Genomic DNA, 19,718 nt, shown 5'->3' with positions numbered 1-19,718 from the left:
TTCAATGCGGCACCGGCGTGTAATGCGCCGCGTCGCTGGTGAATTCGGGCTTGCCGTAGGTCGCCAGCCGTAGCTTGAGGAGCCCGATCACGTAGGCGTCGGTGATGTCCCGAAGCACGGGTATGCGGCTAGCGTGGCTCACGGCGGTGAACCGCCCGATGATGAAGGGTGCGGTGAGGGCGACGCGCACGAGGTCCGTCGGCCCCATTGAGACGCCCATGGCCTCGGCGATCTCACGGTTTCCATTGCAGAAGGTGCGAACGAAAGTGAGCTTGCTGAAACTCTTTTCGACCGCTTCGGCGCAACGGTCGAACAGCGTGGTGTCGGGGCGCAAGTAGGCCGCCATCGTGCCGCGGACGAGGTCTTGGCAGATGCTGTCGAATCCATCGCGCAGCAGTGCCGAGCGCGCGTGCATGACGTGGATGATGTCGCCCGGTTTCGAAGGCAGCAGTTCTTCCGGCAGCCCGAGCAAAAAGCAGCGGTACCTGGCGAATTCGACGACGGCGCGCTCTTCGGCGGTGAACTCCGTCCGGCCCTGTTGACGCGCCTTGCGGGCCAGCAGGTACTGGCCGATCATGCCGGCCGGCATCTGGTCGACCTGTGGCACGGGCATGCCGTACACGGCGGCGTCCCACTTGTCGGATTTCTTGAGGGCGTTGTATCGGACCATCGAATGCATCAGCCGGACCATGGCGGCCGCCGCGAAACCGGGGCCGAAACGGTCCAGCGCACCGGGCAGAGTGGTGACCGCGAAGAAACTGGCGGTCTCATTTACCCGCCGGGCGGCCCGCTTGCCCGAGAGTGCGCCGGTCAGCGCCATCGGCAGCGCGGCGTAGGTGTTGGTGAAGGTCGCGATGAAGGCCCCCCGGGTGATGAAGGGGGCCAGCAGCGCTGCGGGGATCCGCTCTTGGCGGGCGCCCTCGCGGACCAGATCGAAGTCGATCCACTCCGGGGTGGCCTCCATGGCGGCGATGAACGAAACCAGCTCGGGGGGCGCGTCGGGCATCGCCTCGATTCCCTCTCGGCAGGCCGTCTTGAGCATGTCGATCAGCTGAACGACGCTGTGCGAAGCCATCAGTGCCGCATAGGGATCGGCGACGACGTCGCCGAGCAGGGTCGCCGTGCTCATCAACTCGACCACGCGGTCGTCTTCCAGGATCGGGCCGCGATCGGCGATCCAGGCGGGCAGGGCCGAGTCGACGTCGGGCTCCGTGGCCAGACGATCCGGCCGCCGGTCGAAGTCGAAGTCTCCATACAAGGCGGGCTGCAATTCGCGCTGGCTGCGGACTCGCTCGGCGAGTTCGGGGTAGTACGTGACCATCGCTGCCTCCCATTAACTAACAATTCGTGAGTTAATACTCACAAGTTGTTAGTTATGCTGTCAAGCATGAGCGCGGGCAGCCCGAAGCGGCGCATGACCGCCGAAGGTCGGCGCGAGCAGATTCTCGACGTCACGCACTCGATCGTCGACGCCGAGGGGTTCCACGCGGCCACACCCAACCGCATCGCCGATGCGGCCGGCATCAATCGGTCGTTGATCTATCAGCTGTTCGGCGACCCGGCGGGACTGTTCGTCGCGCTGATCGACCGTGAGGCGGCCCGGGCCGGCGCCCAGTTCGCCGAGGCGGTCTCCGGGTTGGATGCCGTCGCCGACGACCAGTCGCTGGTGGTTGCGTTCGACGGAGTGCTGGCCGCGGTCGACGCGCACCCGGCGACGTGGCGGCTGTTCCTGTTCCCGCCGCAGGGCGCGCCACCGGAGTTGTATGCGCGGCTGGCTCAATCGCAGGCCGTCGTGCTGGAGTTCTTCGTCACCGAGCTGCTGCGCATCAACCCGGACGTGCACGATCCCGAATACACCGCGCGGATCCTGCACGCCGCCGGACGCGAACTGCTGCAGCTGCACCTCAGTGAGCCACAGACCGCGACCGTGGAACGCTTGCGCACCTTCGTGCGCCGGCTCGGCTCGGACGTCATGAGCCGCACGGGGTGATCAGCTGGTGCGCCCGCGTTCTGTCCGGTAGCGGCGCACCAGCGCGTCGGTCGAGCTGTCGGACTGCGGCGCCGGCGAGCCGTCGGACGTGATCACCGGGAGCAGCGCCTTCGCCTGCGTCTTGCCCAGCTCCACGCCCCACTGGTCGAACGAGTCGATGCCCCAGATGACGCCCTCCGTGAAGACCTGATGCTCGTAGAGCGCGATCAACTGGCCCAGCACCGACGGCGTGAGCCGGTCGGCCAGGATCGAGGTCGACGGGCGGTTGCCAGGCATCACCTTGTGCGGCACGATGTCGGCCGGCGTGCCTTCGGCGGCGATCTCCTCGGCGGTCTTACCGAACGCCAGCACTTGGGTCTGGGCGAAGAAGTTGCTCATCAGCAAGTCGTGCATGCTGCCGGTGCCCTCGACGGTGGGCAGGTCGTCCAGAGGCTGGCTGAAGCCGATGAAGTCGGCCGGTACCAGCCGGGTGCCCTGATGCAGCAATTGGTAGAAGGCATGCTGGCCGTTGGTTCCCGGCTCGCCCCAGAAGATTTCGCCGGTGTCGGTGGTGACCGGGGTGCCGTCGGCGCGCGTCGACTTGCCGTTCGATTCCATCGTCAGCTGCTGCAGGTAGGCCGCGAAGCGCGCCAAGTCGTTGGAGTACGGCAGCACCGCGCGCGACTGGGCGCCCATGAAGTTGGAGTACCACAGCCCGATCAGCCCGAGCAGCGCCGGCGCGTTGGACTCCAGCGGGGCGGTCTTGAAATGCCGGTCCACGATGTGGAATCCGGACAGGAAATCGGCGAAGGCCTCCTTGCCGATCGCGGCCATCACCGAGAGGCCGATCGCGGAATCGACGGAGTAGCGTCCCCCGACCCAGTCCCAGAAGCCGAACATGTTGTCGGTGTTGATGCCGAAGTCGTCGACCAGGCGCTTGTTGGTCGAGACCGCCACGAAATGCTTGGACACCGCGGCGTCGCCGAGCGCGTCGGTCAGCCAACGGCGGGCGGCGGTCGCGTTGGTCAGGGTTTCCAGCGTGGAGAACGTTTTGGAAGCGACGATGAAAAGCGTTGTGGCGGGGTCCAAGTCGGCCAGCGTGGCGATGAGGTCGGCCGGGTCGACGTTGGAGACGAACCGGGCCGAGATCCCGGCGTCGGCGTAGTGGCGCAGCGCCTGATAGACCATCACCGGGCCAAGATCCGATCCGCCGATGCCGATGTTGACCACCGTGCTGATTCTTTGCCCGGTCGCCCCGGTCCATTCACCGCTGCGTAACCGGTCGGTGAAGTCGCCCATCCGGTCCAGCACGGCGTGCACATCCTCGACGACGTTGTGGCCGTCGACGATCAGTTCGGCGTCCCGGGGCAGTCGCAACGCGGTGTGCAATACGGCCCGGTCCTCGGAGACGTTGATGTGCGCGCCGGCGAACATCTGGTCGCGGCGCTCCTCGAGGTTAGCCGTCCGGGCCAGATCGACCAGCAGCCGCAGCGTCTCTCGGGTGATGCGGTGTTTGCTGTAGTCGATGTAGAGGTCGCCGACCGAGACGGTGAGCTCGCGGCCGCGGTCGGGATCCTCGTCGAAGAACTGGCGCAGATGGGTCGCGCCGATTTGGTCGTGATGCCTGCGCAGGGCGTCCCACGCTGGGGTGGCGGTGATGTCGGGGAGGCTTTGCACGGAGGTCATACTTCGACCCTAATCGGACGCGCAGCGACCCAGCCAGGCGTGACGGTCGCAAGCGCGGCGCAGCCGGGCGCTGCGGGCCGTCACCATCGGGCCCTGACGGTCGCAAGCGCGGCGCAGCCGGGCGCTGCGGGCCGTTACTGGCGTCCTCAGTGACCGAGCCGGCCCCTGCCCAACCTCAGCAACAGGATCGCCAGGTCCTTGCCGTCGGGACCGAGCTCGCTGTAGCGCTCGATCACCTTCATCTCGCGGCTGTGCACGAGGCGCGTGCCGCCGGATGCCATCCGGACCTTGCCGATCGCCTGAGACACCTCGGTGCGCCGCTTCACCGCGGCCAGGATCTCGGCGTCCAGCCGGTCGATCTCACGGCGCAAATCGTCGATACTCAACTCTTCGGCGGCGGCCGTCTGTGGGGTTTCCACCGTCTCAACCTTCATCTCTGCTGACTCCGCATTCTCGGGATGGGGGGGTTGTGGTCTCATCCGGTTTCGGGCCTCACAAAAGAGACGAGCCCCGGTCTTGAGGAAGCGGACCACGGGGCTCTGACGAAAGCAGCTAGACCACGGGGACCGCTAACCGGTACCCGTAGAAAAATCGGCGGCAGTTGGGGGTGCGAGGCCGCCGACGGCACTGCGCGTTGAGCACCAAACGAGTGTGCCACTAAAATCGGCTCTCGCGCAAAAAGGCGTTCGTGAGCTGGCTATTAGTCAGTCGACGTCCGCATGGGGGACTGCCCGGTGTTCGGTGGCGGCGACGTTCGGGCCGGGTTTGCGTACCGGTACGGAATCCATTAACACGGCGTGAAATTGGGTGTTATGGAAGATTGTGCGAGATTGACGGGGACGGAAACTCGGGCGCTGATTATGCGTGACTTTTATACTCGAGTCTAATTAGTCCCCATTTGAAATCGGGGCGCGTTTTGTTTGCGAAACACGCGTTTCGCCGCCCCGTTTTTACCCGGCGGAGGACGGCCGGGGCACTAGCCTGGTGTCACGCCTTGGCGCGTTGCGTCGGTGGGCGGCGGTAAGTTTGGACCAACATGAGTGTGTACGCAACCGATGCCAACCTGGCCTCCGAAGCAGATCAGTTGCTCGAAGGCCTCAACCCGCAACAGCGCCAGGCGGTGGTGCACGAGGGCTCGCCGCTGCTGATCGTGGCGGGGGCCGGCTCCGGCAAGACCGCGGTGTTGACGCGCCGCATCGCCTATCTGATCGCGGCGCGCGGCGTGGGCGTCGGCCAGATCCTGGCGATCACCTTCACCAACAAGGCCGCGGCCGAGATGCGCGAACGGGTGGTGCGGCTGGTCGGCAACCGGGCCCGCGCCATGTGGGTGTCCACCTTCCACTCGACGTGTGTGCGGATCCTGCGCAACCAGGCGTCGCTGATCGAAGGCCTCAATTCCAACTTCTCGATCTACGACGCCGACGATTCCCGCCGCCTGCTGCAGATGATCGGGCGCGACATGGGGCTCGACATCAAGCGCTACTCGCCGCGGCTGCTGGCCAACGCCATCTCCAACCTGAAGAACGAGCTGATCGACCCCGCGGAGGCGGTGGCGAAACTGACGGACGACTCCGACGATCTGACGCGCACCGTGGCGTCCGTGTACGGCGAATACCAGCGGCGGCTGCGCGCGGCCAACGCCCTGGACTTCGACGACCTGATCGGCGAGACCGTCGCGGTGCTGCGGGCCTTCCCGCAGATCGCCCAGCACTACCGGAGGCGGTTCCGGCATGTCCTGGTCGACGAGTATCAGGACACCAACCATGCGCAATACGTGCTGGTGCGGGAATTGGTCGGTCATGACGCCACGGGGTCGCCCGACGATGTGCCGCCGGCCGAATTGTGCGTGGTGGGTGACGCCGATCAGTCGATCTATGCGTTCCGCGGCGCCACCATCCGCAACATCGAGGACTTCGAGCGTGACTACCCGGACGCGATAACCATTCTGCTGGAACAGAATTACCGCTCCACGCAGAACATCTTGTCGGCGGCCAACTCGGTGATCGCGCGCAACTCCGGGCGCAGGGACAAACGGCTGTGGACCGACGCCGGCGCCGGCGAATTGATCGTCGGCTACGTCGCCGACAACGAGCATGACGAGGCCCGGTTTGTGGCCGAGGAGATCGATGCGCTCGCCGACCGTGGTGAGATCACCTATAACGACGTGGCCGTGTTCTATCGCACCAACAACTCGTCTCGGTCGTTCGAAGAGGTGTTCATCCGCGCGGGCATCCCCTACAAAGTCGTTGGGGGAGTGCGGTTTTACGAGCGCAAAGAGATTCGTGACATCGTCGCGTATCTGCGGGTGCTGGACAACCCCGGCGACGCGGTCAGCATGCGGCGCATCCTCAACACCCCGCGCCGGGGCATCGGGGACCGGGCCGAGGCGTGCGTGGCGGTGTACGCGGAGAACACCGGCGCGAGTTTCACCGACGCGCTGGTGGCCGCGGCCGAAGGCAAAGTGCCGATGCTCAATTCGCGCGCGGAGAAGGCGATCGCCGGTTTCGTCGAGCTGCTCGACGAGCTCAGGGGCCGGCTCGACGAGGATCTCGGCGACCTGGTCGAGTCGGTGCTCGAACGTACCGGATACCGGCGTGAGCTGGAATCCTCCACCGATCCGCAGGATCTGGCCCGTTTGGACAACCTCAACGAACTCGTCAGTGTGGCACACGAATTCAGCACCGACCGGGCAAACGCCGCCGCGCTGGGCGAGTCGCTGCAGGCCCCGGAGGACGAAGACGTGCCGGACACCGGCGTGCTCGCGGAATTCCTGGAGCGCGTCTCGCTGGTTTCCGACAGCGACGAGATCCCCGAGAACGACGCCGGCATGGTCACTTTGATGACGCTGCACACCGCGAAGGGGCTGGAGTTCCCGGTGGTGTTCGTCACCGGTTGGGAGGACGGCATGTTCCCGCACATGCGGGCGCTGGACGACCCGATGGAACTGTCCGAAGAGCGGCGCCTGGCCTACGTCGGCATCACCCGCGCCCGGCAGCGGCTGTATCTCAGCAGGGCCATCGTGAGGTCCTCCTGGGGGCAGCCGATGCTCAACCCGGAATCGCGCTTCCTGCGGGAGGTTCCGCAGGAACTCATCGAGTGGCGGCGCACCGCGCCGACCCCGTCGTTCAGCGCGCCGGTGAGCGGCGCCGGCCGGTTCGGTGCGCCGCGCGCGGCCCCGACCCGCTCGGGCGCGGGAAAGCGCCCGTTGCTGGTGCTCGAGCCCGGCGACCGGGTGACTCACGACAAGTACGGGCTCGGCCGCGTCGAAGAGGTCTCCGGCGTCGGCGAGTCGGCCATGTCTCTCATCGACTTCGGCAGCGCCGGACGGGTGAAGCTGATGCACAACCACGCCCCGATCAGCAAGCTCTGACCGCGTGGCGGCTGCGGACCATTAGGCGACTCGGGATTTTGATATCGCTGGTGATATCGGATGTGAAAGCCGCCTACTAATTGGCCGCCGGGTCGGCGCCCGCTTCGGCGCGGGTCAGGCGTCCAGCCAGCGTTTGGTCCGCGGGTGCATCGCCAGCACCACACTGGCGATCGGCAGCAGCGGCAGCAGGTGCACTATCCACGCGACGCGCGCACCGGCGATGAACACACCAAGGTAGGTCAGCACCGCGACCACGGCCCCGACCACGATGAGGTAGCGCCCAAAAGGCCGGCGCTGCAGCAACATGACCACGCCGGACACGGTGGTTATGGCGAACACCAGGGTCAGAAACGCGACGGCGATGCAAAACAAGCGGTCGGTCCGCCACCAGCCTGCGATCAGGTCGGTCGCCACCACCGACGTGGCCCACCCACTGATGATGCTGACAGCGCAGGCCGCGACGGCCGTCCGGCCGCTCGACTCACCCAACGTGGCCGGGCGTCCCGCGCGAGCGGCGCCCGGGTAGGGCGGTGGCTGCGGAGCGATGAGGCTGGTCGGGGATTCCGGTGCGATGGGGACCGGTCCAGTGGGTGCGCGGCGGATGATCCGCGTCTTGGAGTCCGACGGCGACGTGGACTCGTGCGGCTGCGGACCGGGAGATGGTTGATTCGGCGCGGTCACCTCAACCAGCGTAGTTACCGACCATAAGACCCCGCTTAGCCAGCCACGGAACGGGGTCGATCCGTTCGGTGCCGCCCTGGAGCACCTCGAAATGCAGGTGCGGGCCGGTGGAATTACCGCGGTTGCCCATGGTGGCGATCTGGTCGCCGGCCATCACGCGCTGGCCGACGCTGACCAGCGTCGTGTTGACGTGGCCGTAGAGCGTGACCGTGCCGTCGGCGTGGCGGAGCTTGACCAACGCCCCATAGCCGGCGGCCGGCCCGGAGTCGATGACGACACCGTCGGACACCGCGTAGATCGGTGTGCCGATCGAGTTGGCCAGGTCGATGCCGGCATGCAGCACCCCCCAGCGGTAACCGAAGTTCGAGGTGAAGATGCCCTTCGTCGGCATCACGTAGAGCGGCTGCTGCAGTCGCGCCTCGCGCTGGGCGCGATCGTTGGCGTAGGCGACGCCCTTGGCGAACTCCTGGTTGTGCAGGGCCGCGGTCGCCGCCGGCTCGAGCGCGACCACCTGGGGGCCGCGAACGGTGTTGGCGCCACCCGATCCGCCGGTGAGCGCCGACGCGTTCGCGGTCAGCACGGCCTCGGTCTTGGGGGTGTCGGCATGGCTGGTGGCGGTGTGGGCCGCCGCGGCGGCCGCGCCGGCTGCCATCGCCGAGATCAGCAGGCGGCCCCGGGCGGCGCTGGTCGGTTCCTTGCGATGCTGCCCGCCGCGTCGTGCGACACCGACGACGTCGTGCGCGCGACCGACGCGGAGCTCGGCCGCGGACCTGACGACCACCCGCGGTAGCACCTCGGTGACCGGGGCGTCCAGCCACAGCGGGGCCGGGTCGTCGGCGTCGTTCAGGTCGTCGAGTTCGGGGGCCAGCAAGACCTGGGCTTCGTTGTCGAATGTCGAGTCGTTGCTGTAGTCAAGTTCGCCGAGGTCTTTGGCGTCGTCGCGCCAATCCAGATCGTCGAAGTCGAAGCCGTCGAGCGGGAGGATCTCGGTGACTTCGTTGCGATGGGGCTCAATCCCTCGGCCGCCGGCCGCGCGACCAACCCGCACCACACCTGCTGTTTCAGCAGTAGAAGGAGCCAAACGATGCTGGGGCAAGCTGAAATGTCCTCGTATCGTGACCATACCGTTATCTGGACCCTAGGACGGTATCCGCTGACGTGCGGAGCTGGCAACCTCGTCGCGCAATCCAAGTGAAATTGTGATTTGGGTCACGAACCGGGTACGCCGGGATCCCGTGAGCTGTGCCACATCGCCGGACGCGCCGGTTAAGGCCGGTAGGAGGGTCGATACAGTTCGTCCGTGCGAGTTGCCGAACGCGGCACCGCCCATCAAGAGGCCTAGTAGTTGAGTCGAGCGAAGACAGAGAGTCCATGGACCTTTTCGAGTATCAAGCAAAAGAATTGTTCGCCAAGCACAACGTACCGACTACGCCGGGGCGGGTGACCGACACCGCCGAGGGCGCTCGGGAGATCGCCACCGAAATCGGCCGCCCGGTGATGGTCAAGGCGCAGGTGAAGGTCGGTGGCCGCGGCAAGGCCGGTGGCGTCAAATACGCGGCGACGCCCGAGGACGCCTACGAGCACGCCAAGAACATCCTCGGCCTCGACATCAAGGGTCACGTCGTCAAGAAGCTGCTGGTCGCCGAGGCCAGCGACATCGCCGAGGAGTACTACATCTCCTTCCTGCTGGATCGGGCCAACCGGACCTACCTGGCCATGTGCTCGGTCGAGGGCGGCATGGAAATCGAGGAGGTCGCCGCCACCAAGCCCGAGCGGCTGGCCAAGGTTCCGGTGGACGCCGTCGACGGGGTCGACCTGGAGACCGCGCGTTCCATCGCCGAGCAGGGCCACTTGCCGGCCGAGGTGCTCGACGCGGCCGCGGTGACCATCAACAAGCTGTGGGAGCTCTTCGTCGCCGAGGACGCCACGCTGGTCGAGGTCAACCCGCTGGTGCGCGACCCGAAAGACCAAATTCTGGCGCTGGACGGCAAGATCACGCTCGACGCGAATGCCGACTTCCGCCACCCCGAGCACGCGGAATTCGAAGACCGCGCCTCCACCGACCCGCTGGAGCTGAAGGCCAAGGAGCACGACCTCAACTACGTGAAGCTGGACGGCGAGGTCGGCATCATCGGTAACGGCGCCGGGCTGGTGATGTCCACGCTCGACGTCGTCGCGTACGCGGGCGAGAAGCACAACGGCGTCAAGCCGGCCAACTTCCTGGACATCGGCGGTGGCGCTTCGGCCGAGGTGATGGCCGCGGGGCTGGACGTCATCCTGAACGACAAGCAGGTCAAGAGCGTCTTCGTGAACGTGTTCGGGGGCATCACCTCGTGCGACGCCGTCGCCAACGGAATCGTGACGGCCCTGAACATGCTCGGTGACGAGGCGAACAAGCCGCTCGTCGTGCGGCTCGACGGCAACAACGTCGACGAGGGCCGCCGCATCTTGGCCCAAGCCAACCACCCGCTGGTGATCCAGGCCGAGACCATGGACGCCGGCGCCGACAAAGCCGCCGAGCTGGCGAACAAGTAAGGGAGCCAAGCAATGTCGATCTTCCTGAATAAGGACTCCAAAGTCATCGTCCAGGGCATCACCGGCGGCGAGGGCACCAAGCACACCGCACTCATGCTCAAGGCCGGCACCCAGGTGGTGGGCGGGGTGAACGCCCGCAAGGCGGGCACCACCGTCTCGCACGTCGACCCCGTCGGCAAGGACGTCGAACTCCCGGTGTTCGGCACGGTCGCGGAAGCGATCAAGGAGACCGGCGCCAACGTGTCCGTCGTCTTCGTGCCGCCGAAATTCGCCAAGGACGCGATCATCGAGGCCATCGACGCCGAGATCCCGCTGCTGGTCGTCATCACCGAGGGAATTCCGGTGCAGGACACCGCATACGCGTGGGCCTACAACCTGGACAAGGGTCACAAGACGCGCATCATCGGGCCGAACTGTCCCGGGATCATCACCCCGGGCGAGGCGCTGGCCGGCATCACCCCCGCGAACATCAGCGGCCCCGGGCCCGTCGGGCTGGTGTCCAAGTCCGGCACGCTGACCTACCAAATGATGTACGAGCTCCGCGATTTCGGGTTCTCCACCTCGATCGGCATCGGCGGGGACCCGGTCATCGGCACCACCCACATCGACGCCATCGAGGCCTTCGAGAAGGACCCTGACACCAAGGTCATCGTGATGATCGGTGAGATCGGTGGCGACGCGGAGGAGCGCGCGGCCGACTACATCAAGGCCAACGTCTCGAAGCCGGTCGTCGGCTACGTCGCGGGGTTCACTGCGCCCGAAGGCAAGACGATGGGCCACGCGGGCGCCATCGTGTCCGGCTCGTCGGGCACCGCGGCCGCCAAGAAGGAGGCCTTGGAGGCGGCCGGCGTCAAGGTGGGCAAGACGCCGTCGGAGACCGCGGCGCTGGCCAGGGAGATCCTGCAGAGCCTGTAGTCCGCGAGCGCGGCGCAAGCTGCGAGGCCCCCCGATTAGGTCGGGAGACGGACCTGCGGTAGATAGTTGGTCTATGAATCTCGACCCGAACACCCCCGTCGTCGTCGGTGTGGGGCAGGCCGCCGAACGCGTCGACGACCCGAACTACCGCGCGATGTCGCCGGTCGAGCTGGCCGCCGCGGCGGCCCGGGCCGCCGTCGACGACTGCGGTGGCGAGGATGTCGCCGCGGCCATCGACACCGTGGCCGGCGTCCGGCAGTTCGAGATCTCGGGCTTTATCAACGCCCCGCTCGGGCGGTCGAACAACTACCCCCGGTCCGTGACCAACCGCATCGGTGCCTCGCCCGCCCGCGCGATCCTCGAAATCGTTGGGGGACAGGGGCCGCAGCACCTGATCAGCGAGCTGGCGGGGGAGATCGCGGCGGGCCGCTCGCAGGTCGCGATGGTGTTCGGGTCGGACGCCACCTCGACGTTGCGCTACTTCGCGAAAGCGGAAGCCAAGCCGGACTTCACCGAGACGGTCGACGGTGATCTGGAGGACCGCGGGCAGGGCATCGAGAAGCTGGTCTCGCGCTACACCGTCAGCCACGGGCTGACCAGCGCGCCGATCCAGTACGCGTTGCTGGAGAACGCCCGGCGCGCCGGGACGGGGCTCGGACCGGTCGAATACCGGCGGCGGATGGGCGAGCTGTTCGCGCCGTTCACGAAGATCGCGGCCAGCAATCCGTTCGCCGCCGCACCGGTGGAGCGCACGGTCGATGAGCTGATCACCGTGACCGAGCGCAACCGGATGATCGCGGAGCCCTACCCACGGCTGATGGTCGCCCGCGACCAGGTGAACCAGGGCGCTGCCGCGCTACTGATGTCGGTCGAGGCGGCGCGCCGCCTCGGAGTGCCCGAGGAGAACTGGGTCTATCTGCACGGCCACGCCGATCTCGAGGAACAGGCGCTGCTCGAGCGCCCCGATCTCGGGCATGCGCCGTCGCACGTGTTGGCCGTGCGCGAGGCGCTGGCCATGGCCGGCATCGGCATCGACGATGTGGCCACCTTCGATCTGTACAGCTGCTTTCCGGTGCCGGTGTTCAACATCTGCGACGGCATGGGCGTCGCGCCCGACGATCCGCGCGGCCTGACCCTAACCGGCGGGCTGCCGTTCTTCGGCGGCGCCGGCAACAATTACTCGATGCATGCCGTCGCCGAGACCGTCGCGCAAATGCGAAGCACACCAGGTGAATTCGGTCTCGTGGGCGCCAACGGCGGCATCCTGAGCAAGTACTCGGTCGGCGTGTACTCCACCGCTCCGGCGGAGTGGAAGCCCGATCGCAGCGCCCAGGCGCAGGCGCAGGTCGCCGGCTGGCCGACCGTGCCGGTGACCGAGCATGCCGACGGCGTCGGCACCGTCGAGACCTACACGGTGCGGCGCGACGACGGCCGCCCGACCGGGATCATCGTCGGCCGGCTCGACGACGGCAGCCGGTTCCTGTCCACCACCGAGGACGACGACTTGGTCGCGCTGCTCATCGACGGCGACCCGCTCGGGCACTCGGTGCGGGTGGGCTCCTTCGACTACGGCAACCGCTGCACGCCGGCGTGACGGCCCGGTTCTTCCGCGACACATAAACCACGCACGCGACACGCCGCAGGTGGCCGCCGTGGTTTATGTCTCGCGGATCGAGAAGCTAGACGAGGGCGGCCAGCTTGCCGGCCAGCCGCTCGACGTAGGCGGCGATCTCGTCCTCGGATCGATCCGGGAGGCCGAACAGCACCTCGGTCACCCCGAGTTCGGCCCACTTGGCGAGCTTCTCGGGAATCGGCTTGAAGTCCAGCGCGACGATCTGCGGGGCGCCGTCGCGGCCGGCAGCCGCCCAGGTGTCCTGCAGCAACTTCACCGGCTCGTCGATGTCGAAGTCGCGCGGGGTGGTGATCCAGCCGTCGGCGCTGCGGGCGATCCACTTGAAGTTCTTCTCGTTACCGGCCGCCCCGACCAGCACGGGAATGTGCGGCTGCACGGGCTTGGGCCACGCCCAGCTGGGCCCGAACTTGACGAACTCGCCGTCGTAGGCCGCTTCCTCCTTGGTCCACAGCTCCCGCATGGCTTCGATGTATTCGCGCAGCATGGTGCGGCGCCGCCCGGGCGGCACGCCGTGATCGGCGAGCTCGTCGGTGTTCCACCCGAACCCGACGCCGAGGCTGACGCGTCCGGCAGACAAATGGTCGAGGGTGGCAATGCTTTTCGCCAGCGTGATCGGGTCGTGTTCGACGGGCAGCGCCACCGCGGTGGACAGCCGCACCCGTGACGTGACGGCGCACGCCGCGCCCAGGCTTACCCATGGGTCTAGCGTCCGCATGTAGCGGTCGTCGGGCAGCGACGCGTCGCCCGTCGTCGGGTGCGCCGCCTCGCGCTTGATCGGGATGTGAGTGTGTTCTGGCACGTAGAAGGTCGTGAAGCCGTGTTCGTCGGCAAGCTTCGCGGCCGACGCCGGAGAGATGCCACGGTCGCTGGTAAAAAGCACAAGCCCGTAATCCATGGAGAGAATTAGAACGTGTTCTACCTGCGCTGAGCAAGCCGCCGCCGTGGCGGCACGGATCGGCGTCCAAGCCGGTGGCCACGGCACCGGCGTTCCGAAGTGCGCTAGCGTGGTTGATCGATCGCGTCGCAACGCAACCGCCGGGCACGGCGTTTATGGAACGGCGCGCCCGCAAGCACAGCGTCGCGACGCAACTGTGGCGCCCGCAGAGGCACTTCAAGGCACTGGAAGCAACAGGAGGAGCCATGACCTACTCGCCCGGTAGCCCCGGATATCAGCCCGCATCACCCGGGGGCTCCTACTCAGGTGGCACGCCGTCGTTCACCAAGGACGACGACGGCGCGACCAAGCTCCCGCTCTACCTGAACATCGCGGTGGTCGTGCTCGGCCTGGCGGTGTATCTGCTGAACTTCGGGCCGACGTTCACCATCGGCTCCGACCTCGGCCCGGGCGTCGGCGGACGCGCCGGCGACGCGGGTACGGCGGTGATCGTCGCGGTGCTGGCCGCGCTGCTCGCGGGGCTGAGCCTGCTGCCCAAGGGCAAGAGCTACACCGGAGTCGTCGCGGTCATCGCGGTCCTCGGTGCGCTGCTGGCCATCACCGAGACGATCAACCTCCCGGCCGGCGTCGCGATCGGCTGGGCGATGTGGCCCCTGGTCGCGTGCAGCGTGCTCCAGGCGATCGCCGCCGTCGTGGTCGTCCTGCTGGAGGCGGGCGTCATCAAGGCGCCGGCGCCGCGGCCCAAGTACGACCCCTACGCCCAGTACGGCCAATACGGCCAGTACGGGCAGTACGGCCAGCAGCCCTACTACGGCCAGCCCGGCCAGCAGCAGCCGCAGCACCCCGGATACGGGTCGCAGTACGGCGGCTACCCCGCCAGCCAGGCCCCGACCCAAAGCGCGGTTCCCACCGGCGGTTTCGGTGCCCAGCCGCAATCCGGGCCCCAGGCGGCCGCGCAGCAAGGACCGTCCACGCCGCCCACCGGTTTCCCCAGCTTCAGCCCGCCGCCCGCGGCCGGCTCGGGCTCCGAGGGCTCGGCGCCCAACTACTCCAACCAGGGCGGGGGCCAGCCGCCCTACGGCCAGGAGCAGCAGCCGCCCTCGTCGCCGTCTGGTCCAGCACCCTCCTAACCGTGCGCCCTCGCGCCTAGTCGGGACGTACGCCGAAGAGTGAAAAGGGTGTCGGAAGGCGCGGGCAACCGGCCAGCGGGCGCTCGCCAGGCGCGCGACCTCGTCCGCGTCGCGTTCGGCCCGGCGGTGGTGGCCTTGGTCATCATCGCCGCGGTCACGCTGCTGCAGTTGTTGATCGCCAACAGCGACATGACCGGCGCGCTGGGCGCGATCGCCAGCATGTGGCTGGGCGTGCACCAGGTGCCGATCTCGATCGGCGGCCGCGAACTGGGCGTGATGCCGCTGCTGCCGGTGCTGCTCATGATCTGGGCGACCGCGCGCAGCACGGCGCGGGCGACCTCTCCGTATTCCTCCTGGTTGGTCGTCCGCTGGGTGGTCGCGTCGGCGCTGGGCGGTCCCTTGCTGATCGCGGCGATCGCCCTGGCCGTCATCCACGACGCCTCGTCGGTGATCACGGAGCTGCAGACGCCCAGCGCCCTGCGCGCGTTCACCAGCGTCCTCGTCGTGCACACCGTCGGCGCCGCGATCGGTGTGGGGTCCCGGGTGGGGCGAAGGGCGTTGGCGGCGTCGTCGCTGCCGTTTTGGCTGGCCGATGCCCTGCGCGCCGCGTCGGCCGGTGTGCTGGCGTTGCTCGGGCTTTCGGGCTTGGTCACGGCGGCGTCGCTGGTGGTGCATTGGGCGACGATGCAAGACCTCTACGGGATCACCGATTCGATATTCGGGCAGTTCAGCCTCACGGTGCTGTCGATGTTGTACGCGCCCAACGTCATCGTCGGCACCTCGGCGATGGCGGTCGGGTCCAGCGCCCACCTCGGCTTCGCGACGTTCAGTTCGTTCACCGTCTTCGGCGGCGACATTCCGGCCCTGCCGATCCTGGCCGCGGCCCCCCACCCGCCGCTCGGCCCGGTGTGGGTTGCCCTGCTCATCATCGGCGCGTCCTCCGGGGTGGCGGTCGGGCAGCAGTGCGCTCGCCGTGCGCTCCCGCTGATTCCCGCGACGGCCAAGCTTCTGGTCGCCTCCGTCGCGGGGGCGTTGGCGATGTCCCTGCTCGCATACGGCGGCAGCGGCCGGCTGGGAAACTTCGGTGATGTGGGCGTCGACCAGGGCGCCTTGCTCATCGGGGTGTTCTTCTGGTTCTCGGTCGTCGGCGGAATCACCCTGGTGATGAGCGGCGGCGTCCGGGCCCGGCCCCGGCGACCCAAGCCCGCGCCCGCCGCGGCCGAAGAACCGGCGGACTTTGCCGGGGCCTTCGACGAGGCGGACGACGAACCGCCGCCGGATTCCGCCGATCCCGACGAGTTCGCCGCGCCCGACGCGCTGGTCGGCGACGACGCCGAGGCGGTGGGCGACGACCCCACCCCGCCCCCCGACGACGCGCACCCGACCGCGACCGACCGCGAGCCCGGCGAGTAGCTCCCACTAGGCTCTCTGCTTGTGGCCGAACCGCTCCATGTGCCCCCAAGTGCGCCGGCGCGAGTGGTGGTACTGGCATCGGGCACCGGGTCGCTGCTGAGTTCGCTGCTCGACGCCGCCGTCGGCGACTACCCCGCCCGCGTGGTCGCGGTCGGTGCCGATCGCGAGTGTCTAGCCACCGAGATCGCCGCGAGGGCATCGCTGCCGACGTTCACCGCCCGGCTGGGCGATCACCCCGACCGCGCCGCCTGGGATGCGGCCGTCACCGAAGCCACCGCCGCCCACTCGCCCGATCTGGTGGTGTCGGCGGGCTTCATGAAAATACTTGGCCCCCAGTTCCTCTCGCGCTTCTACGGCCGGATCATCAATACCCACCCCGCTTTGTTGCCGGCGTTTCCGGGCGCGCACGGCGTGGCCGACGCGTTGGCCTACGGCGTCAAGGTCACAGGTTGTACGGTGCACCTGGTGGATGCCGGAACGGACACCGGGCCGATCCTGGCGCAGCAATCCGTGCCGGTGCTCGACGGCGACAGCGAAGAGTCCCTGCATGAACGCATCAAGGTCACCGAACGGAAGCTCCTGGTGGACGTGGTGGCCGAGATCGCGACCGGTGGCCTGACCCTGGTCGGAAGAACAGCGACGATCGGACGAAAGGCGACCAAGCGATGACCACCGACGAATGGCCGGAGACGGCGAAAAGGCCGATCCGGCGCGCGTTGATCAGCGTCTACGACAAGACCGGGCTCGTCGAACTCGCCCGCGGGCTGGCCGACGCGGGCGTCGAGATCGTCTCGACCGGGTCGACGGCGAAGACCATTGCCGAAAAAGGGATCCCGGTCACGCGGGTGGAGGAGCTGACCGGCTTTCCCGAGGTGCTCGACGGGCGGGTCAAGACGTTGCATCCGCGGGTGCATGCCGGCCTGCTGGCCGATCTCCGCAAACCCGAGCACGCCGCCGCGCTCGAGGAACTCGGCGTCGCCGCCTTCGAACTCGTCGTCGTCAACCTCTACCCGTTCAGCGAGACCGTCGACTCCGGCGCCAGCATCGACGAATGCGTCGAGCAGATCGACATCGGCGGGCCGTCGATGGTCCGCGCGGCAGCGAAAAACCATCCCAGCGTGGCGGTGATCACCGACCCGCGCGGCTATGACGGCGTACTCGCCGCGGTGCGGCACGGCGGCTTTACCCTCGCCGAGCGCAAAAAGCTGGCGGCGCTGGCGTTTCAGCACACCGCCGAATACGACATCGCCGTCGCGGGCTGGATGGAGTCGACGTTGGCGCCCGAGCACCCGCCGACGGCGTTCCCCAAGTGGCTGGGGCGCAGCTGGAGCCGCTCGACGATGCTGCGTTATGGCGAGAACCCGCACCAGCAGGCGGCGCTCTACAGCGACCCCGCCGCCTGGCCGGGGTTGGCGCAAGCCGAGCAGCTGCACGGAAAAGAGATGTCGTACAACAACTTCACCGACGCGGACGCGGCCTGGCGGGCCGCCTTCGACCACGAACAGACCTGCGTCGCAATCATCAAGCACGCCAACCCCTGTGGGATCGCCATCTCGTCGGAATCGGTGGCCGACGCGCACCGCAAGGCCCACGAATGCGATCCGCTGAGCGCCTTCGGCGGCGTCATCGCGGCCAACACCGAAGTCAGCGTCGAGATGGCCGAGTATGTGAGCACCATCTTCACCGAGGTCATCATCGCGCCGGCCTACGCGCCGGAGGCTTTGGAAGCCTTGACGCGCAAGAAGAACATCCGGGTGCTGGTGGCCTCCGAGCCGCTGACCGGCGGCACCGAGCTGCGGCCGATCAGCGGTGGGCTGCTGGTGCAGCAACGTGACGAGCTCGACGCGCACGGTGACAACCCGGCGAACTGGACTCTGGCGACGGGATCACCGGCCGATCCCGCCACGCTGACCGATCTGGTCTTCGCGTGGCGGGCGTGCCGGGCGGTCAAGTCGAACGCCATCGTGATCGCCGGCGGCGGCGCGACCATCGGCGTCGGGATGGGACAGGTGAACCGGGTGGACGCCGCCCGGCTGGCCGTCGAACGAGGCGGCGATCGAGTTCGCGGCGCGGTCGCGGCCTCGGACGCGTTCTTTCCGTTCCCCGACGGACTCGAGACGCTGACCGCCGCCGGGGTGAAAGCGATCGTGCACCCGGGCGGGTCGGTGCGTGACGACGAGGTGACCGCGGCGGCGGCCAGCGCCGGCGTCACCTTGTACCTCACCGGGGCCCGCCACTTCGCTCACTGAACGCTCAGCGCGTGGGGCCGGTGGGCAACGCGTAGCGTGGAGTGGTGCCATCACCCAGCAATCTGCCCCGCACCGTCGGCGAGCTGCGTGCCGCCGGCCATCGTGAACGGGGAGTCAAACAGGAAATTCGGGAAAACCTGCTGACGCGGCTCGCCGACGGCGCGGAAGGTGAAGCTGTCTGGCCGGGGATCCTGGGTTTCGAGGACACCGTCCTGCCCCAACTGGAGCGGGCGCTCATCGCCGGGCATGACTTCGTGCTCCTCGGCGAACGTGGCCAGGGCAAGACCCGGCTGCTGCGCGCGCTGACCGGGCTGCTCGACGAGTGGACGCCGGTGATCGCCGGCGCGGAACTGGGCGAGCATCCCTACTCGCCGATCACGCCGGAGTCGATCCGCAAGGCCGCCACTCTGGGCGACGACCTGCCGATCGAATGGAAGCACCGCAGCGAGCGCTACACCGAGAAGCTGGCGACGCCCGACACCAGCGTCGCGGACCTGGTCGGCGACATCGACCCGATCAAGGTTGCCGAGGGTCGCAGCCTCGGGGACCCGGAAACCATTGCCTACGGCCTGATCCCCCGCGCACACCGCGGGATCGTCGCGGTCAACGAGCTTCCCGACCTCGCCGAGCGCATCCAGGTGTCGATGCTCAACGTGATGGAGGAGCGCGACATTCAGGTCCGCGGCTACACGCTGCGCCTGCCGCTGGACGTGTTGGTGGTCGCCAGCGCCAACCCCGAGGACTACACCAACCGCGGCCGCATCATCACCCCGCTCAAAGACCGGTTCGGTGCGGAGATCCGCACCCACTACCCGCTGGAGCTCGAGGCGGAGGTTGGCGTCATCGTGCAGGAGGCGCACCTGTCCGCGCAGGTGCCCGACTACCTGATGCAGGTGATCGCCCGGTTCGCCCGGTACCTGCGGGAGTCCAACTCCGTCGACCAACGCTCCGGGGTGTCGGCGCGGTTCGCGATCGCCGCGGCCGAAACCGTGGCGGCGGCCGCCCGGCACCGCGGCGCGGTGTCGGCCGTCGCGCGGCGCAGCAGGTGTTCGAGCACGGCCTGTTCGCGGCCTTCCTCACCGGACTCGAATTCCAGCTTGCCGCGCAGGACGTCGATCACGGTGCCGAGGTCGACCACGCGGGCCACCGGATCGGTCTCGCCAAGCACCGCGCCGCGGTGCCGGGCGGCCGCCGCCACGGTTTCGGCCGCGGCGATCGCGAACCGCGCCGACACCCCGGAGC

16 protein-coding genes are annotated in these 19,718 nt (G+C 68.0%); 10 read left to right on the top strand and 6 right to left on the bottom strand.

Annotated elements, in window-relative coordinates; genetic code table 11:
• Position 1 precedes the first annotated feature (1 nt).
• Positions 2–1,321 carry an oxygenase MpaB family protein gene (locus A5709_RS05480; RefSeq protein ID WP_068118597.1) on the bottom strand — a complete coding sequence of 440 codons (1,320 nt, stop codon included), beginning with the start codon at positions 1,319–1,321 and terminating at the stop codon, positions 2–4.
• Positions 1,322–1,414: 93 nt separating this feature from the next.
• Between A5709_RS05480 and A5709_RS05475 the strand changes: the two genes are divergently transcribed.
• A complete protein-coding gene (locus A5709_RS05475) occupies positions 1,415–1,990 on the top strand; it encodes a TetR/AcrR family transcriptional regulator (protein WP_068118672.1) in 576 nt (191 codons plus the stop codon).
• Here A5709_RS05475 and pgi read toward each other — a convergent pair whose 3' ends face one another.
• Positions 1,991–3,655, bottom strand: coding sequence for a glucose-6-phosphate isomerase (gene pgi / locus A5709_RS05470; protein WP_068118593.1), 1,665 nt, complete (start codon positions 3,653–3,655; stop codon positions 1,991–1,993).
• A gap of 146 nt (positions 3,656–3,801) precedes the next feature.
• On the bottom strand, positions 3,802–4,134 hold the full coding sequence (locus tag A5709_RS05465; protein ID WP_082953264.1) for a chorismate mutase: 333 nt from the start codon (positions 4,132–4,134) through the stop codon (positions 3,802–3,804).
• Between the two features lie 557 nt (positions 4,135–4,691).
• On the opposite strand from A5709_RS05465, the gene pcrA reads away from it, so the two are divergent.
• Positions 4,692–7,025 (top strand): DNA helicase PcrA, encoded by a 2,334-nt coding sequence (pcrA, locus tag A5709_RS05460; RefSeq protein ID WP_068118591.1) that lies wholly within the window; start codon positions 4,692–4,694, stop codon positions 7,023–7,025.
• Positions 7,026–7,139: 114 nt separating this feature from the next.
• Here pcrA and A5709_RS05455 read toward each other — a convergent pair whose 3' ends face one another.
• Both A5709_RS05455 and A5709_RS05450 read right to left on the bottom strand, forming a co-directional pair.
• A complete protein-coding gene (locus A5709_RS05455) occupies positions 7,140–7,706 on the bottom strand; it encodes a hypothetical protein (RefSeq protein ID WP_067945435.1) in 567 nt (188 codons plus the stop codon).
• A 1-nt stretch (position 7,707) separates the two neighbouring features.
• On the bottom strand, positions 7,708–8,754 hold the full coding sequence (locus tag A5709_RS05450) for a M23 family metallopeptidase (RefSeq protein WP_068118667.1): 1,047 nt from the start codon (positions 8,752–8,754) through the stop codon (positions 7,708–7,710).
• 323 nt (positions 8,755–9,077) lie between these two features.
• Here A5709_RS05450 and sucC point away from each other — a divergent pair, with 323 nt between their 5' ends.
• From sucC to A5709_RS05435, 3 genes are all read left to right on the top strand, one after another.
• A complete protein-coding gene (sucC, locus tag A5709_RS05445) occupies positions 9,078–10,241 on the top strand; it encodes an ADP-forming succinate--CoA ligase subunit beta (protein WP_067945433.1) in 1,164 nt (387 codons plus the stop codon).
• A 12-nt stretch (positions 10,242–10,253) separates the two neighbouring features.
• A complete protein-coding gene (gene sucD / locus A5709_RS05440) occupies positions 10,254–11,156 on the top strand; it encodes a succinate--CoA ligase subunit alpha (RefSeq protein ID WP_067200182.1) in 903 nt (300 codons plus the stop codon).
• A gap of 73 nt (positions 11,157–11,229) precedes the next feature.
• Positions 11,230–12,750, top strand: coding sequence for an acetyl-CoA acetyltransferase (locus A5709_RS05435; RefSeq protein WP_068118585.1), 1,521 nt, complete (start codon positions 11,230–11,232; stop codon positions 12,748–12,750).
• Between the two features lie 85 nt (positions 12,751–12,835).
• On the opposite strand, the gene A5709_RS05430 is transcribed toward A5709_RS05435, so the two are convergent.
• Positions 12,836–13,684, bottom strand: coding sequence for an LLM class F420-dependent oxidoreductase (locus A5709_RS05430; protein WP_067945429.1), 849 nt, complete (start codon positions 13,682–13,684; stop codon positions 12,836–12,838).
• Positions 13,685–13,929: 245 nt separating this feature from the next.
• Between A5709_RS05430 and A5709_RS05425 the strand changes: the two genes are divergently transcribed.
• The 5 genes from A5709_RS05425 to A5709_RS05405 form a co-directional block, all read left to right on the top strand.
• On the top strand, positions 13,930–14,814 hold the full coding sequence (locus A5709_RS05425; protein ID WP_068118664.1) for a DUF5336 domain-containing protein: 885 nt from the start codon (positions 13,930–13,932) through the stop codon (positions 14,812–14,814).
• A gap of 39 nt (positions 14,815–14,853) precedes the next feature.
• A complete protein-coding gene (locus A5709_RS05420; RefSeq protein WP_068118582.1) occupies positions 14,854–16,227 on the top strand; it encodes a DUF6350 family protein in 1,374 nt (457 codons plus the stop codon).
• Between the two features lie 21 nt (positions 16,228–16,248).
• Complete coding sequence (purN, locus tag A5709_RS05415; RefSeq protein WP_068008923.1) at positions 16,249–16,896, top strand: phosphoribosylglycinamide formyltransferase; 648 nt, start codon at positions 16,249–16,251, stop codon at positions 16,894–16,896.
• Positions 16,893–18,476 (top strand): bifunctional phosphoribosylaminoimidazolecarboxamide formyltransferase/IMP cyclohydrolase, encoded by a 1,584-nt coding sequence (purH, locus tag A5709_RS05410; protein ID WP_068118580.1) that lies wholly within the window; start codon positions 16,893–16,895, stop codon positions 18,474–18,476. Before purN ends, purH begins: the two co-directional genes overlap by 4 nt.
• Before the next feature lie 41 nt (positions 18,477–18,517).
• A partial coding sequence (locus tag A5709_RS05405) for a sigma 54-interacting transcriptional regulator (RefSeq protein ID WP_231971987.1) occupies positions 18,518–19,718 on the top strand: 1,201 nt, incomplete at its 3' end.

The organism is Mycobacterium sp. E1386 (assembly GCF_001672745.1).
In the GTDB taxonomy this organism is placed as follows: Bacteria; Actinomycetota; Actinomycetes; order Mycobacteriales; family Mycobacteriaceae; genus Mycobacterium.
This window is presented reverse-complemented; position numbering and strand designations above follow the sequence as displayed.

Coding starts and splice junctions, on each gene's coding strand:
- sucD (WP_067200182.1), top strand. CDS start 10,254: ATGTCGATCTTCCTGAATAAGGACTCCAAAGTCATCGTCCAGGGCATC.
- A5709_RS05425 (WP_068118664.1), top strand. CDS start 13,930: ATGACCTACTCGCCCGGTAGCCCCGGATATCAGCCCGCATCACCCGGG.
- pgi (WP_068118593.1), bottom strand. CDS start 3,655: ATGACCTCCGTGCAAAGCCTCCCCGACATCACCGCCACCCCAGCGTGG.
- A5709_RS05480 (WP_068118597.1), bottom strand. CDS start 1,321: ATGGTCACGTACTACCCCGAACTCGCCGAGCGAGTCCGCAGCCAGCGC.
- A5709_RS05475 (WP_068118672.1), top strand. CDS start 1,415: ATGACCGCCGAAGGTCGGCGCGAGCAGATTCTCGACGTCACGCACTCG.
- sucC (WP_067945433.1), top strand. CDS start 9,078: ATGGACCTTTTCGAGTATCAAGCAAAAGAATTGTTCGCCAAGCACAAC.
- pcrA (WP_068118591.1), top strand. CDS start 4,692: ATGAGTGTGTACGCAACCGATGCCAACCTGGCCTCCGAAGCAGATCAG.
- A5709_RS05430 (WP_067945429.1), bottom strand. CDS start 13,684: ATGGATTACGGGCTTGTGCTTTTTACCAGCGACCGTGGCATCTCTCCG.
- purH (WP_068118580.1), top strand. CDS start 16,893: ATGACCACCGACGAATGGCCGGAGACGGCGAAAAGGCCGATCCGGCGC.
- A5709_RS05465 (WP_082953264.1), bottom strand. CDS start 4,134: ATGAGACCACAACCCCCCCATCCCGAGAATGCGGAGTCAGCAGAGATG.
- A5709_RS05435 (WP_068118585.1), top strand. CDS start 11,230: ATGAATCTCGACCCGAACACCCCCGTCGTCGTCGGTGTGGGGCAGGCC.